The sequence below is a fragment of the Rummeliibacillus sp. SL167 genome, from assembly GCF_007896505.1.
Classification (GTDB): Bacteria; Bacillota; Bacilli; order Bacillales_A; family Planococcaceae; genus Rummeliibacillus; species Rummeliibacillus suwonensis.
The window spans coordinates 274,525-291,559 of sequence record NZ_VCBM01000002.1; the positions used below are offsets into that span (position 1 = coordinate 274,525).

A 17,035-nucleotide genomic window follows, 5' to 3' on the forward strand; every position below is an offset into this window, starting at 1 on the left:
GTTGGATAGTAGACAACCTGCCATTTATCCACAAAGAGCAGTGGATAACCTATGATTAACCTGTGATTAACCTGTGTGTATAAACATCTAAATGCATTTAAAAGAGTGTGGAAATTGTGCATAAACTTATCCACAGTTTAAGAATCAAGAAAAATTTGTCGAAAACTTTTTGTGAAAACTTCGCTTACAATTGTTATTTCGAGTGAATCTACCATAGGAAGAAAGATTACGAATCGCCTCAATCTCTTCATATACAGGTTGATTCAAAAGTTTAAACACTTTATCACGCATAAACAGGGATCCCCCATTCTGAAAATCAAATAATCAGTAAAAGTAAGAGGATTTGAACAATTACCAGTAAAATCTCGATTGGTTCACCTGATACTCGGTGGAGGTGAAAAAACCCCATTGTGTGAAGTTTCATTTCACTTTGTGATTATTGGTAGATTATTACGGTCAATCCATTAAAAAAGCAACCTCATGAGAATCCCATAAAGTTGCGACGATCACATGTGTGAATAAGTTCCTGAAAGTGACTTCTCACCACCCTATGAATGAGAAAAAACATAAGTTCTTCGCAATGGACAAGTTCACTATAGCATAAACTCTCTTTGGACAAAAAGAAATTTTGTTATTTACGCATGTACAATTTTTTGAGAAGGAAAGGGTAGGTACCTCTCTCTTATTTCGAATAAATATTTAAAAACTACTTGATTCAAAATAAAAAGTTTAAAGAAAGATAAAATCTCCTCTATTTTAATGTCTATTTTTTCTGCCAAGGTCATATTTCAGTAACTTATGCTGAAAAAAGTAAAAAAATAAGTAATAAAATATTTCATTTTTCTGATTTGTGAGTATAATATATACAATGACTAAATTTAAACAAACGAAAGAAGGATTTTTCATATGTCTTTATCTATGAACCCACGCATGGCCGAACTAGGTTTACCTGGAATTCGAAAATTTTCAAATCAATTGGTTAATTATCCAGATGCGATTAACTTAACAATTGGTCAACCAGATTTTCCAGCACCCGAATTAGCAAAACAAGCAGGAATTCAAGCAATTGAAAATAACTTAACAACATATTCTGCAAATTCAGGTATATTTGAACTACGTAAAGCCGCGGCCGCCTTCTTCGAAGAAAAATATAATTGTCATTACAAACCGGAAAATGAGATTGTTGTAACAAATGGAGCAACTCAAGCCATTGACTCTGTTTTTCGTACCATCTTGGAACCCGGAGATGAAATTATTTTACCAGCACCCATTTATTCAGGATATGAACCCATTATTACATATTGTGGGGCAAAATCTGTTTACTTAGATACAACGGATACGAACTTCCAGCCATCTGCTGAACGCTTAGCAACATTGATTACACCAAAAACGAAAGCGGTTTTATTTAACTTTCCATCCAATCCGACTGGTGCAACGATCTCTCATGAACAAATGGATGCTCTAGCAGATGTTTTAAAAGATCAAGAGCTTTATATTATTTCAGATGAAATTTATAGTGAAAACACATTTGTTGGGGAACATCGATCATTTGGATACTATCCGAAACTAAAAGACCGTTTATTCCTCATTCATGGGCTATCTAAATCACATTCTATGACTGGCTGGCGTATCGGCTTTTTAATGGCAGATGCAAGATTGATAAGTGAAGTGACAAAAATTCATTCATTCAATGCCATCTGTGCGGCACTTCCTAGCCAATATGCAGCAATTGCAGCATTAACCAGCTGTAAGGATACACCACAAGAGATGAACAGAAGCTATATTAGACGTCGCGATTATGTTTTTGACCGTCTTACTAAAATGGGCATTGAAGTAAAAAAACCGAATGGCGCCTTTTATATCTTCCCATCCATCAAAAAATTTGGTCTCACATCCGAAGAATTTGCACTTCGTTTGATGAAAAGACAAGAGGGCGGCGTTGGGGTTATTCCAGGCTCTGTCTTCACACCTTATGGCGAAGGGTATCTCCGTATTACTTATGCATATTCAGATGAAGAACTAAGAGAAGGTATGGATCGTTTGGAAGCGTTTATCCAAACATTATAAAATTCTGACCAACTTTAAAAACCCCAATTCGTAGCTTATGCTGCTACCGAATTGGGGCTTTTAGCTGGTAGTTGAATTGTTTCATAGACAGTTGCTGAACGAGGATATAAGAATGATATAGAAATTTAATGTTGATTCTTGTGAACAAAATCAGCAAGCACCCATAACAAGGTTTAAATAGTAAGCAGAGGGTAAGAGATGGATCAACTATCTGTAAAAAACAATTGTTCCTCCTAACAAACATTAAGGAATACAGAAACCCCATAATATTTTTCCTCTATTCTCAACAGAGTTATAAATAAAAAAGCTCTTCGTTGAACACTATGGATTCAACATAAAGAGCTTCATGAGTGGAAAATATTTTGAAAAGAAAAATCTATTTTGCCATTAAATCTTTCTTAATCTTTGTTGTTGAAATACCTTCAGTACGTGGTAGATAGATGACTTCACAATAATCTTTTAGAAAATCGAATTTTCCTTCCCAGTCATGTCCCATTACAAAAGTATCAATGTTGTGTTCCTTTACATCTTGGATTTTTTGTTCCCAAGTGTTTTCAGGAATTACTTCATCTACATATTTAATGGCTTCGAGAATCGTTTTACGATCTTCATAACTATAATAAGCCTTTTTGCCTTTTAATGCATTGAATTCATCAGATGAAATAGCTACGACTAAGTAGTCGCCAAGTGCTTTGGCACGTCGAAGAATATTGACATGACCAACATGCAGCAAATCGAACGTACCATACGTAATTACTTTTTTCATAATGTGCCTCCATAGATATACTAATGCGTATTATATTACACTTTATTCGAAAATAAAAGAACTCTTGAAATGGCTTCTTTTATCCTGCATTAACGGGCAGTAAGACTCCCACCTCAAAATTTAGATAGAAACGAGAAAGATAGATGGGGGATGAACTGCCCGTAAAAGTCCGATTGGTTTAGCTAACCATCAGTGGGGGATGAAGAAAACCCCACTGATGGAAGCTTCACTTTATTTCTGTTTGTTTAATAAATAATCGACTAACTTGCTACTTGCATGACCATCAGAAAATGCATTCCATGTTGTAGAAAATGCTTGGATTTGATCTAGGTCAAATTCATTTTTTTGCAATACGAATACAAGTTCATCATCTGTTGATACTACAGGTCCGGGGACTAACTGGTCATAGGCGGTCCAAAAGCCTCGTTCCATTTCGTATTTGTCTAAATCATACGGATAAAAAATTTGTGGCTTCCCTAATAGTGAAAATTCAAATGGTATCGAAGAATAATCACTAATGATATAATCCGTTACACATAATAGTTTATTGACATCCACATCATTTTCTACTGAGACGATTAATGGATGGCTAAAGTTCCCTATATTTCGTGCAACAACTGGATGCAGTTTAATCATCATTATATAGTTTTCACCAAGTTGTTCGATAATATCCTCAAAATCTAGAGGGATGCTTTGTTCATCAAGCTGTTGATCACGGAAAGTAGGTGCATATAAAATAACTTTTTTGCCATTAAGCATCGGGTATTTTGCAAGCATTTCACGTTTTGCCGTTTCCATTGCAGAGGGATTATAAAAGAAATCTGTACGCGGGATTCCCAATCGCAAAAATTGATGATCTTGCATGTCAAAAGCCGCTTTGAAAATGGTTACCATTTCATCTGAGCCGACGACTACTTTATTCATCCGACTGTAAACACGTTTAAAACGGCGAATAGCAGCAGGGGAACGGAAAATGACATTTGGATCTTTCAGCCCAAACTTTTTCACTGCACCTGCTGCATGCCATAGCTGTATACATTCAACACCTGAACGAAAATTTGTGATACTGAGTATAGCGAAATAGTTATCTACTAAAATGGTCTCAGCTGTTGCCAAATGATAAAGACCTTTTATATAGTCAAGCAAATGGGTTATTTTAAATGTCAACACAGTACGTGCACCAGATGTTATAAAACTTTTCTTACATTTGCCGGTTCGCAATACAACAATTTCTTTAAAGCCTCTATTGACAAGTTCCTCTATGACAAAGCTTGCATTATCTCCAAAATCACAAAGAAAAACAATTTTCTTTTTCAAAGGAAATAAATTGAATATCGAAAAAACACATCTATTAAGTAGTAAAAATAGTCCTATTAACCATTCTTTTCTCATTCATTCACCCAATCTAGAAATTCTTTTCTATAGCTACAAATTATATCATATTTCGCCATTCATTTTCTAAAAGAAATTAAATACATGCCGAATGATAACATACTTTGTCCTCAATTAACGGTAGTATGCATCACATTTCAAGATGAAAGTAGCAGAGGGATAAATATGGATCATCGATTGATTCAAGAGAATGGGGAAAACACTCTCTATGTGAGAAGTTTCACTTTATTGAATAGGATATTTTTGGAATTAATTTAATTCTTTTTGCACAATAGTTTTTTGCCTACAAAATTATCATGTTTTCTCATCAAAATCTAATTTATAAATGAGATAATCGAATGTAGCTAGTAGACTGCACTTTAGCCTGCCTAGAGTTTTTCTTTCAATTCAATATTCCTTCTATCTTCTAAAATCAAAATTTTATCAGGATAGACGTTTGGTCTTTGGGTGAAGAGGAAAATATAACTTATGGAATTAAATGCATCAAGTAAAAAGGGGTGTCCCAGATAAATGAAAAAAAGCGTAAGTGTAATTGTACCCGTTTACAACACTGAAGAATTCCTAAAAGAATGTTTGCGATCCATAGTAGATCAAACCTATAAAAATTTACAAATTATTGTGGTTAATGATGCTTCCACTGATCAATCAGCAAAAATTATCGATCAGTTTGTGGCTGAAGATAATAGAATAGAGTGTATCACAAACAGTGAAAGAATGGGTGTTGGCTATTGTCGTAACCTAGCTATTGAACATGTAAAAGGTGATTATGTATATTTTGTTGATAGCGATGATTTACTTCATAAAAAAGCCATCGAATATTTACTTCTACTGCAAGGTGATGAATCCGAAATCATCTATACTAGTCACATTGTGAAAATCAATAAAATGGATGAGATTGAAGAATCACTGAAAGAACAGGAAAAGGAAGAAGACTTGCTTCATACAAGATTACTACCAGATTTCGGTTTTTATAAGCGAATGACAGTATTAAGTGTGCTCTTTCCACTTCATTTGATTCAATCATTGCGTTTAAAATTCGATGAGGAAGTGGATAGCTATTCAGAGCTTTCTTTTTTAATGCCTATTTATCAGCAATACAAAATTGTAGTGGGAAAGAATTCATATTATTTTTATCGGCTACGCAATGATCCGATTACGAATCCATCATTATCTCAACGCGGCTATGATCTCTTGCTTCACGATTTTGCCCATATTTATGACCGATTAAAAAATAGGTATGCTAATAATGAAGAGATCTGCAAATATTTAGATAAACAGTTGATCCGATTATATCGTTCCAATTTCATCTTATTAATGAAAGAAGATAAGAAGAAAGAGGCTTTTGATAAACTTTCGAATGTCATGAAGTTGCTGTCAGAAAAACAAGTGAAAAAACAAAATGTAGTGATTCGTGGTGAATTACGTGCCTTACAAAAAGGGCAATATAAAAAATATACACGCATTTTAGGTTTTCATCATTTCGGCAGAGATACGAGAAAATCCTTAACAAGCCTGAATAAGCTGTATCGTCAGATTTATCGTGACGTCTTTATGAAAATGCCACTTAATGATAAAAAAATTGTCTTTGCTAGTTTTTTGGGTAAACAGTATGCAGATAGTCCAAAGGCCATTTATGAATATATGGTAGAACATTATCCTGATTACGAATTTGTATGGGTTTTCAATGAAACAGGTAGAAAGCTTCCTGGCAATGCGAAACAAGTTAAGCGCTTAAGTCTTGCTTATTATTATCATTTAGCTACAGCAAAATATTGGATCAGTAATATGCGACAACCACTTCATTTGAAAAAAAGAGAAGGTAATGTCTTTCTCGAAACATGGCATGGTACACCGTTAAAACGACTTGTCTTTGACATGGATGAAGTCTATTCAGCAAATCCAAAATACAAAAAGAATTTTTATCAACAATCGCGTTTATGGGATTATCTCATTGCAGCGAATCCGTATTCATCTGAGATTTTCAAGTCTGCCTTTAAATTTGATAAGAAAATGCTGGAATACGGTTATCCACGAAACGATACACTGTATCAAAATAACAACGAAGATTATATCAGTAAAATAAAAAAATCATTGAACATGCCATTAAATAAGAAAGTGGTATTATATGCTCCGACATGGCGAGATGATGAATTTTACGAAGCTGGTAAATACAAGTTTGATTTAAAATTAGATCTCCAAAAGCTACGTGAAAAACTGGGGGATGACTATGTCATCATTCTTCGTATGCATTATTTTATTGCGAACAACTTGAATATTGATGGTTATGAAGGATTCGTCTTTAATATGTCAAAATATGATGATATTGCAGATTTATATTTGATTTCAGATATCCTCATAACTGATTATTCTTCCGTGTTTTTCGACTATTCAAATTTGCGAAGACCGATTATTTACTATGCATATGACTTGGAAAAATACCGAGATCAATTGCGTGGTTTCTACCTAGATTATGAAAATCAAATGCCAGGACCAATCTTAAAAACGACCGATGAAGTCATTGATGCTATCCAACATATCGATCAAATCGAAGAAGATTATAAAGAACGCTATGATGAATTTTATGAGAAAATATGCTGTTGGGAAACTGGACACGCTACAGAGAAAATTGTTCAAGAAGTATTCAAGAATTAATTCATCATCAATTCTTATGCACTTAGATTTTGCATAGTAAGCATTAGGGGGTTCATCCATAAAGGTTATATCGCCAATATACGGTTTGAGCCTATCGGAAAAGTGAGGGAATTTATTTTGAATGGTAAACATATTTTAGTAACAGGGGCAGCAGGATATATCGGATCGCATGCATGCATTGAATTGTTAGAAGCTGGCTTTCAAATTATTGCACTCGACAATTTAAGCAATAGTTGTCAAATATCTCTTCAAAAAGTACAGGAGATTACCGGCAAGACGTTTCCTTTCATCAAAGGAGACATTCGAGACAAGTCAACACTTGATCAGCTTTTTACTGACTATGAAATCGATGGTGTCATTCATTTTGCTGGATTAAAAGCGGTAGGAGAATCTGTTGAAAATCCACTTGCTTATTATGAAAATAATGTGTTAGGATCCATCAAATTACTGCAAAGTATGCAGCAACATCAGGTGAAAAAAATTGTCTTTAGCTCATCAGCAACTGTCTATGGCATACCAGATGAAGTTCCAATTGATGAAACGTATCCATTAAGCGCTATTAATCCATATGGTCAAACGAAATTAATGATTGAACAAGTGTTACAAGATATCGCTCATGCTGATCCTGAATGGCATATCGCATTATTACGCTATTTCAATCCAATCGGTGCACATGAAAGTGGTAAAATCGGAGAAAATCCATCAGGCATTCCCAATAATTTAATGCCTTATATTACGCAAGTTGCCGTTGGAAAACGACAAGTACTTTCTATTTTCGGCGATGATTACGATACACCGGATGGTACTGGAGTACGCGACTACATCCACGTGGTCGACCTCGCAAAAGGGCATTTAAAAGCACTAGAGTATCTGTCAGATCACAAAGGAATCGCTGCCTTCAATCTAGGAACAGGTACTGGTCATAGTGTGTTGGAACTTGTGCATGCTTTTGAAAAAGCCACTGGAAAGAAAATTCCCTATCAAATCGTCGATCGCCGTCCCGGGGATAGCGCCGTTTGCTATGCAGACACAACAAAGGCAGAACAACTACTCCATTGGAAAGCACAATTCGATATCGAAAGAATGTGCAAAGACTCCTGGCGATGGCAATCCAACAATCCAAATGGTTTCGAATAACATGCTGGTCACGAAAAACAACCTTTTTTCGTGACCTTTTTTCTTGCACTGTTGAAAGTTAAACCCGAAGAGAGCGAATAAGCCTCTGAAGAAAGCGAATAAATCTTCGGAAAGAGCAAATAAATCCCTAGAGAGAGTGAATAACCTCTTCAAAATCCAATCCATGGGAAATACTCTTTTATCCATGGGAAATGGTCCCTTATCCACGGAAGAAGAGGTTCTATCCACGAAGGTGACTCTTCTATCCACGGAAAAAAGAATTGTATCCACGAACAAGAATATTTACGTCCCCAATTTCTCATTTAAAGGCTTGAATTAATAGTATATTTTAAAAAAATAGTATTAATCAGGTTTTTTCATCATTTGAATTCTATAAAGTTTATCAAATAACCCTGAAGAGAGCGAATAAATCTTCGGAAAGAGCAAATAAATCCCTGGAGAGAGCGAATAACCCTCCGGAGAAAGCAAATAAATCTTCGGAGAAAGTAAATAAATGGAAGTCAACTGCCTGTAAAAGTCCGCTTCGATTAAAGAAGACCCAGTAGGGGAAAAATTCCCTACTGGGTGAAATTTTTTTATGGCTTTGAAAGCATCTCTTCTTCCGCTTCCTTTGGTTTCATATGATAGAGTGGTAATATCATGATCAGCCCGATTACAAATAAAACGGCGGATGTTTCTATAACCGTCACAATGGATAATCGCTCCATCATTTTCCCTGAAATGCTCATGGTCAATACCATGGCTCCCATGAAAAGAGGCGTTAATGTTCCATTGACTCTTCCGATAAATTCAGACTTTGTATTTTGTAAGATCAAGGTATTGATCCCTATTTGAATGGAAGGGAAGAATAGTCCGCAAATAAATTGTGCCGCAAGGGTAATGGGTAGACTTGTTGAGAATCCAATGATACTCAATGCAATAGCATTTGCAAGCATACCACTCATTAGCATTCTTTGCGGTGGAGTTTTTTTGGAAAACATGATGGAAATAGCTCCGCCCAATATCATGCCAACCCCGTTTGCGACAAGTAGCCATTGTAGGTTTTCCTTTGCCAGCCCTAATAAATCTGTAACGATAAATACATTAAGTGGTTGAATGAACCCTAAAGCCAGTCCTGCTAATAAGAAGCACAATCCAAGAAGTTTTAATTCTTTTTTGCTCATTACATATTGAATGCCACTTTTCATCTCATCTAATAATGAGGTAGATTTTTGCTCTTTTTCCGCCGCATGGTCCTTTGGGATAAAAGAAAGCATCAAGGCTGAAAAAAGGAATGCAATCCCAGTAATTGCGATGGATACTTCAATTCCGAAATTTTGATAAACCACTGTGCCGACTACGGGTCCGAATACCATGAATATAGCAAAAATGGTTTGGTAGATGGACATAGCTGATTGGATCAAATCCATACTTAAATGCATTTTAAAAAGTTTCATACCTGAAGGCTGAGAAAATTGCGATAGAATGGCTGAAATGAGTGTAACGAAAAAGACGATTTTCCAAGTACCAAAATGGAGCGTGAATAATACAGCAAACACCGAAATAGCACTTAAAATATCACACCAAACCATCGTTTTCTTCGGTTTCCAACGATCGGCAAAAGTACCACCGATAAATGAAAAAATAAAAATTGGCGCAAACTCAGCGACAGAGATCATAGAGATCGCCAAAGGGTCCCCATCTGTCTTCTCCATAACAAATAATAAAATGGCAAAATTTCGTACCCAAATCCCTATTTGGAGAAACAAAGCCGAAAACAAAATGGCTCGAACAAAACGATTTTTCAATAATTGCGACATAGTATATGCCCCTCTCAAAGTAATATTTAACTCTTAACTGAACTCAATAGATTCCTTGTGTCAAGCACGCTTCGTTTACCGATATTTCTTATACTACTTGTACAATAAAAAACCTCCATCCGTCATTTTTGGATAAGAGGTCTTGGTCTTATAGCCATAGAAAAAGATATCATATACAAGAAACTAACAAACACCTTTTTCAAAAAATATAGACTAGTCCCACTCAAAAAATGACTTCGATATTTATCCCGCATCAACGAACAATAATACTCCTCCTCAAAATTCAGTGAAAGTAAGGAAGTTAGGTGGGAGATAAATTGCCGCATGCGTCCGATTGGTTCAACTAATAATCAGTGGGGGTTTTCCCAATCCCCACTGATGAAAGTTTCACTTTATAAACGAATGTACTTTTGAAATAGGATTAGTCAATCATCTTTTCATGGCCACCTTTTCATATTTGGTGAGTTTATATTACATGGCTTTCACTGCTTTTACAAGTTTTAAAGTGAAAGAATTTACAGAATTAAAATATATCAAATGTGTTGATTATGAAAAAATTTTGAAAAGATTGCGGAAATTTGCGAAAACCGTAAAATACTTGATTAATGCTCCTATGTTACAATAGTAGATAATCAAAGAAAACAAATATACCTTGATTTTTTTATGATATGTAAATCCTTGAAGGAAGAACCAATTGATTGAAAAGTATGGCTAGCACTTAGTATTTAGAATAGGTTTTAATAATTGGAAACATAGATAAAAAGTATTTGAACGAGTTTGGAATGTAATGATGATAAGGGGGGTTCATATGGCGGACATTGAGAAATACAATGATCGAACATTTGAGCATTATAAACAGATCAACGAGTTCGGAGGAGATTTTTGGTATGCGAGAGACTTACAAAAAATCCTTCAATACAAAGAATGGAGAAATTTTAGAAAGGTAATTGATAAAGCAAAAGTTGCTTGTAAGGGAAGTGGGATGGAGGTTGCCGATCATTTTGTTGAATTCGATAGAATGATTGATTTGGTAAAAGGTGCAAAGCGACAGGTTGATGATTTTATGCTATCTCGGTATGCCTGCTATTTAATCGTACAAAATGCAGATCCGAGAAAGAAAATAGTGGCACTCGGTCAGACGTATTTTGCTTTCCAAGCTCGCAAACAAGAATTACAAGGACAATTTGAAACATTAGATGAAGATAAAAAGAGACTAGCTATTCGTGAAGAACTAAGAGAACACAATAAATCACTAGCAAGGACTGCCAAAAATGCGGGGGTTGAAACACCAATCGACTACGCCATTTTCCAAAACCATGGATATAGAGGGCTTTATGATGGTCTAGGAGCGAAAGAAATTCGTCAACGAAAAGGTTTACAAAAGGGTCAGCAGATCTTGGATTATATGGGGAGCACAGAACTTGCTGCTAATCTTTTCCGAGCTACACAGACAGATGAGAAGCTAAAGCGTGAAAACATTCAAGGTAAGGAAAATGCCAATCAAACGCATTTTGAAGTAGGAGCAAAAGTAAGGCAAACGATTCAAGAGCTTGGTGGAACAATGCCAGAAGATCTGCCAACTCCTGGTACAAGCATTCAAGAAATTGAAAAATTGGAACAAAAGAAGAAATTGTCAGATAAAAAGAAAAAGTAAGAATACTGCCGATGAAATGAATGGACAAAACCAATAAGTTCCGCGTTTATACTATCATTTTTCTAAAAAATCAAATGATTCTAGCGGAGGACAATCATTTTCTTATGGTGTGAGCACTAGATGGAACAGGAGAAACTCCCTTTAAAAATGAGTAGGGATTAAAACATATTTGAGAGAAGGATTTGTAATGAAAAGAAATAAGTTAGTCATTGTAGGATTGGGTCATGTAGGCTCTTATGTTTTAGCAGATGCGATGAAATTGGGGCTTTTTGCAGAAATAGCTGTTATTGATGCTGATAACAATGTTGCTTATGGAGAAGCACTTGATCAAGCACATGCAACGGCTCTTACTTATATGTCTAATACGACAGTACATGCTGGAGATTATTCTGAATGTGAGGATGCGGATGTGATTATCTGTGCTGCTGGTCCAAGTGTACTAAAGAGTGAGGAAGATTCGATGCCAGACAGAGCACAATTGGCAGCTGTTAACGCAGAGGTCATTCGTGAAGTCATGACTGGTATCACAAAATATACGCAAGATGCCATTATTATTTTGATCACAAATCCATTAGATACGATGGTTTATATAGCAGAAAATGAATTCGATTATCCGAAGGGGCAACTATTTGGAACTGGGACAATGCTTGATTCTGCACGTCTTCGAAAGGTTATTGCAACCAATTATAATATTGATCCAAAAAGTGTGACTGGTTATATGATGGGGGAACACGGTCATACGGCTTTTCCTGTTTTAAGTCGTTTAAATGTACAAGGATTCGGAGAAAAAGAATTAGATCAAGTTTTTAAAGGGAAAGAACCTTTGAGTCGAGAAGGCATTAAAAAGCAAGTAGTAAAAGCAGCCTTTGATGTGCTAAATGGAAAAGGCTGGACAAATGCGGGTGTTGCGCAATCTGCTGTAACGTTAGCCAAAGCGGTTATGCTAGATGAACGTAGTGTGTATCCTGTATCCACAACTTTACACGGACAATATGGCTATGATGGCGATGTTGCTTTCAGTATGCCATGTATTATTGGTAAAAATGGTGTAGAACAACAATTAGAAGTTCCACTTGATGACCAAGAATTAGAGTGGCTTCATCAATCTGTTGAATATATTAAAGAAGCGATGAAAGTAGCAAAGACAGGAAAGTAAATTCATCATCAAAATGACAGGTAAGTTTCCTTGTATCTTTCCTTATTCAAAAATAAGAAAATCGCTTTGCTTCCACTAAATGCCTGTCCCACCATAGATGGATTTTTCCAACAAAGGGGGACAGGCATTATTATTGAAAGATTAAGTCCGTATAATTGTGTAAAAAGAAAAAGGGTCAAATTAATCCCTCACGGTTACAATGTTATCACGACAATAAACAATGTGGAGGAATTAATCATGACCCAACTTCAGTTTAACCAAAATATGGACACTTTAAAATAAGTATATACCTGAATCAATTTCATAAATCATTTTCTTCTTAAAAAATCCGAACATTTAATAATAACCAATTTTGATAGTTGTGGAGCGGAAGACGGCGACTCCTCGAAAATGCATGCATTTTCTTCGTGCGGTGCTAGTTCAGGAAGTTTATTCAAAGTCCTACGGGAAAAGCTTGAGCTGAAAGCCCCGCAGGAACAATTTACGGGACAAAGCCTAAGTTCGCCACGCCCTGTGGCAACGGCTTCGGGGTCAACATCGTGTCGACCCGAGGAGATTGAAGCCAAGCCCGTGGAAAGCGCCGTCTGGAGAGGAACAAAAATTTCTGAATATTAATGTTCATGTTGATTTAAAATGTTCGTGTTTTCTATCTGAATTTTGCATTGTGAAATTGATTCACCTATACATTCCTTAATGTGCATGCTTATATAAACTATCTAGCTTATTAATAGTTATCCAAAATTTTGAAACTTTTTATCATTTCCATTCGTAGTAATGTTGAAGAAAGGAGGAGTTCAGTTGAAAAAGAGTCTATTGTTTGTAGGGATTTTTGCGGTAGCATTTATTGTAGTACAATTTTTGACGGGAATATTATTAACCATTTTCTATAAACCAAGCGCAAGCACTTCAGGAAAAGTTATCTCCAATCTATCTTCTCAAGTTGAATTTGGAGATGTTCATACAGTTCCATCATTAGTGATTGCTTTATTGGCATTAGGAATTGCTTATGGAGTTACAAAACGATTTGGAAAAAAGACCGCTCATTAATGGGCTTCTGACAAAAAGAATTTAGTTGGTCTTATAAACACACGGTCTCATGACTAACAACATCCTGTCAACTCGAAGCCATTTAACACATGCGAAGTTATTGGAGCGGGAGAGGAAATCAATATCTTAAATAGATAAAATTGAATCACCAACATACCTAATAAAATAAAAAGTTGGAACCTCTCAATTGACTATGAGAAGTTCCAACGAGAAATTATTGTATTTTTCTAAGTTCAATATTTTTAACTTGAGGGGAATGCTCTCTAGGTTCCAATTTATAGACTAGTATGACGGAAAGCAAAGCCAGTGCTCCAGCAACTGTCATTGTAAACCACGCTACGGAAGATCCGAAAAAAGTAAATATCCATCCAAATAACAGCGGGCCTAATGCGGCACCAATGGAAACGCCCATTTGGCTAACAGAAGTTGCCTGCCCCTCATATCCAGGATAGGATTTTCCTGTTACATAATGTAACAGGCCTGCCCATCCCCAACCAGCACCATACGCTAGAAGAGCGCCTAAAATTTGTCCAATCCATGAGGAAGTTGCCAATAAGCTTGTCCCGAACATACCAAAAACGAACATTCCAGCTAGTAGCTTTTGCGGTGATACCTCAGACTTATCTGTTATAATTCCTGCCATTATCCGTACGATAACGCTTGCCATTGCGGCTATTGCAGCTATTACACTGGCGTGAGCTAACGAAATTCCATTGGAAGAAAGAGAAGAAATCAGGAAAGCTCCTAAACTATTTCCAATCATTGCACCAAATGCACCGCAAAAAGCTAATAACAGCAGATGCGGATTAAGCGGCAAGGATTTTTTAGTTTTATATTTAACTGGCGGTTGAACTGTTTTATCGGAAAATGAATATTTGATCATGATAAGACTATAAATCAACAAAAGGATAGATATAATGGCAAATATATTTCTCCAACCAAACGGTATAGCTAGTAGCGGCACGGTAATGCTACAAAAAAGTGTGGCAAGAGGTATAGACGCTTGTTTTAATCCAAAAGCGAATCCATGAATACGATGATCGCATTTTTGAACGATCAACGTATTTGTATAGGGCTGACTATAGCCATATACTAGTCCTCCGACGAATGCTCCTATCCATAAACCTATTTGTGGATAAACATATATAATTCCCAATGCCAATGATGTTACTAAAAGAGAAAAATTTAACTTTTGTTGAATAAAAAAATGGTTATTCGTGCGTTTACTGATATAGGCCCCTATTATGGATCCTAACCAATATAAACTAAAGACAAAGGCTATCTCATTTGCCTTTATATCTAAATCCTTACGAATAAGATCATTCGTCGCTCCAGGAAGAAATATAGGCGTTGATGTTACAATGGTTATAAAAGCGACATTTCCTGCCTGTAGAAATCCCTTTTTTGGTTTATAAAGCTTGGTTGTCATTTTGATATTAACTCCAGATTATCTACTTTTGTTGATAGACCTAAGCATGATCGAGCAATTGCATCAGATTCCATCAATGTAACTGAATTGACTCCCGGGCGTATCCCTGCTGCTGTTACCCAATGGACACCTTCAGTTGGAATACCAAAAACAAAACGATTTGGATTTGGGGTACCGTTGCTATTTACTAGTTTATTAGGGGGCTCTGTGACCGTAACCCCTCCTGTAACATATTCAGTACCGTCATTATTCAGAATGGTAAATGGTTTGCATTGATTTGTTTTTAACAAATAAGCTAATAGAGGATCCTTACTTTTTAATAAATCAAACTCTGGTAAACGTGCCTCTACCAAAGCATCTACTTCTATTTTTTCATCAGGCAATACTGTGGAATAAGCTAAAAACTTGAAGTTTTCAGTTTTTTCAATCTTTAAATCTGGTCCCAATAATTCCAAGACGCCGGATTCTAAAAGAGCAATCATTTCTTCAATTCGAGAAGCAGGAGGTCCAATAGATAAAAATGCATTGATAGGAGTATACCATTTTTTAACATGATTTTCATAAGAGTCTCCAATCACCCCACCATGATTAACAAGTAATCTAACCTCATTTCTTAGATCTCTCATTACATCTAGTGCAGCTTTTAATGGTCCGGAAACATTTCCTTTTTTAGCCTCGATAAGGTCATTTTTTAGATAATCGATCAGCCACCCATTATACTCATCCTGATTATTAAAAGTTAAATTTTTATATGGAAATAAAAGCTTGTCCCAGTTCCAATAATCAGCTTCTTCTATAGCATATGCTTTCAATATATTTCTTTCTTCTTCACTATTCCCAAACGCATTTTTGTATTCATTTATAAAACGTTCGGCTGTGCAATCACATTGGTCGACTTTAAGCATAGTGGCATAGTATACAGTTTCCACTTCTTTGGCTACTAAAGGCCATATTTCATCGTAAAAATTAATTTTCTGTCCATTATCCACTTTTTTACGAAAGTTTTCAATGACTTCTTCAGTAATGAACAAAGGATTATGTCGGATGGCTACGCCTTTTTCATTTTCGCCACGAGCATGGTAAGGTATCCCACGTCTAGAACCTGCATAGAGTTTCGGTTCATTGCCTGATTTTTTATATTTTAATTTTCCATTTTCACGTGTAAAAGCTCCACCACGTCCTACTGTAAACAAAGCCATATAATCAAAAAAGTTTAATCCGAGTCCTCTTAATAGAACGGGTTCATTTTTATTGATGGAATTTAAATCAACATCTGCGGGATTGTTTGTTGGGATATATATAAGGTTGTTTTTATTGGCAAAATGAATAAGATCATTTTCTTCTTTTGACTCTTTTATATCTACATGTCCCAGAGCAAGAATCACTTTATCTATGATCAGAGGATTCACTTCATTTTCTAATAATAATACCTGTTTTCCTTCATTATTTTCGTCTAAAGATACGGCCTTAGTATTGTACAAGGAAATCTTTACATTGGTTGGTGCGTTTTCAATGACGTAATTAAACACCCACTTGAGATAGCATCCATAGAAAGCTCTCGTTGGATATGAATCTGGCTCAAGTCTTTTGGCTTCCTCAAAGATTGTACGATCATAATCTTTTTCAGAGCTAAAAAATGTGATCAAGCGTGCCCAATCATAAAGGCTTGGACCATCATTAATAGGTCCACTGCAATCTACACTAGAATCTGTAAATAAGGTGATTTGAGAAGCAACCGTATTCATCAATAAGCACTTGGATTGATCGGTTCTCCATACCTTTCCTGCTCCAAATGAATAAGGGTCAACTACGCATATTTCAATGTCTTGTTCAAGTTTGTTTTCGGCAATATTACTAATTAATCGTTCTAACACAGATAAACCTCTTGGTCCTATACCTATAATAGCAATCTTTAAACGATCATTTGACATAAAAG

General features: G+C 35.8%; 11 protein-coding genes. 6 read left to right on the forward strand and 5 right to left on the reverse strand.

The window, feature by feature from the left end:
• The first annotated feature begins 906 nt into the window (after positions 1 to 906).
• Entirely contained in the window at positions 907 to 2,067 is a 1,161-nt protein-coding gene (locus FEZ13_RS12710; RefSeq protein WP_146553007.1) for an aminotransferase class I/II-fold pyridoxal phosphate-dependent enzyme, read from the forward strand.
• Between the two features lie 376 nt (positions 2,068 to 2,443).
• Here the strand turns inward: FEZ13_RS12710 and tagD are convergent, their stop codons facing one another.
• Positions 2,444 to 2,833 carry a glycerol-3-phosphate cytidylyltransferase gene (gene tagD, locus FEZ13_RS12715; protein ID WP_146550126.1) on the reverse strand — a complete coding sequence of 130 codons (390 nt, stop codon included), beginning with the start codon at positions 2,831 to 2,833 and terminating at the stop codon, positions 2,444 to 2,446.
• Positions 2,834 to 3,064: 231 nt separating this feature from the next.
• Positions 3,065 to 4,225 carry a CDP-glycerol glycerophosphotransferase family protein gene (locus FEZ13_RS12720; protein ID WP_146553008.1) on the reverse strand — a complete coding sequence of 387 codons (1,161 nt, stop codon included), beginning with the start codon at positions 4,223 to 4,225 and terminating at the stop codon, positions 3,065 to 3,067.
• A 510-nt stretch (positions 4,226 to 4,735) separates the two neighbouring features.
• On the opposite strand from FEZ13_RS12720, the gene FEZ13_RS12725 reads away from it, so the two are divergent.
• Together FEZ13_RS12725 and galE are read left to right on the forward strand one after the other, a co-directional pair.
• A complete protein-coding gene (locus FEZ13_RS12725) occupies positions 4,736 to 6,877 on the forward strand; it encodes a bifunctional glycosyltransferase/CDP-glycerol:glycerophosphate glycerophosphotransferase (RefSeq protein WP_146553009.1) in 2,142 nt (713 codons plus the stop codon).
• A gap of 117 nt (positions 6,878 to 6,994) precedes the next feature.
• Positions 6,995 to 8,014, forward strand: coding sequence for a UDP-glucose 4-epimerase GalE (gene galE / locus FEZ13_RS12730; RefSeq protein ID WP_255473162.1), 1,020 nt, complete (start codon positions 6,995 to 6,997; stop codon positions 8,012 to 8,014).
• Between the two features lie 575 nt (positions 8,015 to 8,589).
• Here galE and FEZ13_RS12735 read toward each other — a convergent pair.
• Complete coding sequence (locus tag FEZ13_RS12735; protein ID WP_146553010.1) at positions 8,590 to 9,813, reverse strand: MFS transporter; 1,224 nt, start codon at positions 9,811 to 9,813, stop codon at positions 8,590 to 8,592.
• 808 nt (positions 9,814 to 10,621) lie between these two features.
• Here FEZ13_RS12735 and dinD point away from each other — a divergent pair.
• From dinD to FEZ13_RS12750, 3 genes are all read left to right on the forward strand, one after another.
• Entirely contained in the window at positions 10,622 to 11,467 is an 846-nt protein-coding gene (gene dinD, locus FEZ13_RS12740) for a DNA damage-inducible protein D (protein ID WP_146553011.1), read from the forward strand.
• Between the two features lie 187 nt (positions 11,468 to 11,654).
• Entirely contained in the window at positions 11,655 to 12,623 is a 969-nt protein-coding gene (locus FEZ13_RS12745; RefSeq protein WP_146550115.1) for an L-lactate dehydrogenase, read from the forward strand.
• Between the two features lie 798 nt (positions 12,624 to 13,421).
• Positions 13,422 to 13,670, forward strand: coding sequence for a hypothetical protein (locus FEZ13_RS12750; RefSeq protein WP_146553012.1), 249 nt, complete (start codon positions 13,422 to 13,424; stop codon positions 13,668 to 13,670).
• A gap of 214 nt (positions 13,671 to 13,884) precedes the next feature.
• Here FEZ13_RS12750 and FEZ13_RS12755 read toward each other — a convergent pair whose 3' ends face one another.
• Both FEZ13_RS12755 and FEZ13_RS12760 read right to left on the reverse strand, forming a co-directional pair.
• Positions 13,885 to 15,099: an MFS transporter gene (locus FEZ13_RS12755; protein ID WP_146553013.1), complete on the reverse strand. Its 1,215-nt coding sequence runs from the start codon at positions 15,097 to 15,099 to the stop codon at positions 13,885 to 13,887.
• Positions 15,096 to 17,030, reverse strand: coding sequence for an FAD/NAD(P)-binding protein (locus FEZ13_RS12760; RefSeq protein ID WP_146553014.1), 1,935 nt, complete (start codon positions 17,028 to 17,030; stop codon positions 15,096 to 15,098). The genes FEZ13_RS12755 and FEZ13_RS12760 overlap by 4 nt, the downstream gene beginning before the upstream one ends.
• Positions 17,031 to 17,035: the final 5 nt, after the last annotated feature.

Excerpts from the sequence above, each read along its gene's own strand:
- FEZ13_RS12710 (WP_146553007.1), top strand. The coding sequence starts at position 907 with ATGTCTTTATCTATGAACCCACGCATGGCCGAACTAGGTTTACCTGGA.
- tagD (WP_146550126.1), bottom strand. The coding sequence starts at position 2,833 with ATGAAAAAAGTAATTACGTATGGTACGTTCGATTTGCTGCATGTTGGT.
- FEZ13_RS12720 (WP_146553008.1), bottom strand. The coding sequence starts at position 4,225 with ATGAGAAAAGAATGGTTAATAGGACTATTTTTACTACTTAATAGATGT.
- FEZ13_RS12725 (WP_146553009.1), top strand. The coding sequence starts at position 4,736 with ATGAAAAAAAGCGTAAGTGTAATTGTACCCGTTTACAACACTGAAGAA.
- FEZ13_RS12735 (WP_146553010.1), bottom strand. The coding sequence starts at position 9,813 with ATGTCGCAATTATTGAAAAATCGTTTTGTTCGAGCCATTTTGTTTTCG.
- dinD (WP_146553011.1), top strand. The coding sequence starts at position 10,622 with ATGGCGGACATTGAGAAATACAATGATCGAACATTTGAGCATTATAAA.
- FEZ13_RS12745 (WP_146550115.1), top strand. The coding sequence starts at position 11,655 with ATGAAAAGAAATAAGTTAGTCATTGTAGGATTGGGTCATGTAGGCTCT.
- FEZ13_RS12755 (WP_146553013.1), bottom strand. The coding sequence starts at position 15,099 with ATGACAACCAAGCTTTATAAACCAAAAAAGGGATTTCTACAGGCAGGA.
- FEZ13_RS12760 (WP_146553014.1), bottom strand. The coding sequence starts at position 17,030 with ATGTCAAATGATCGTTTAAAGATTGCTATTATAGGTATAGGACCAAGA.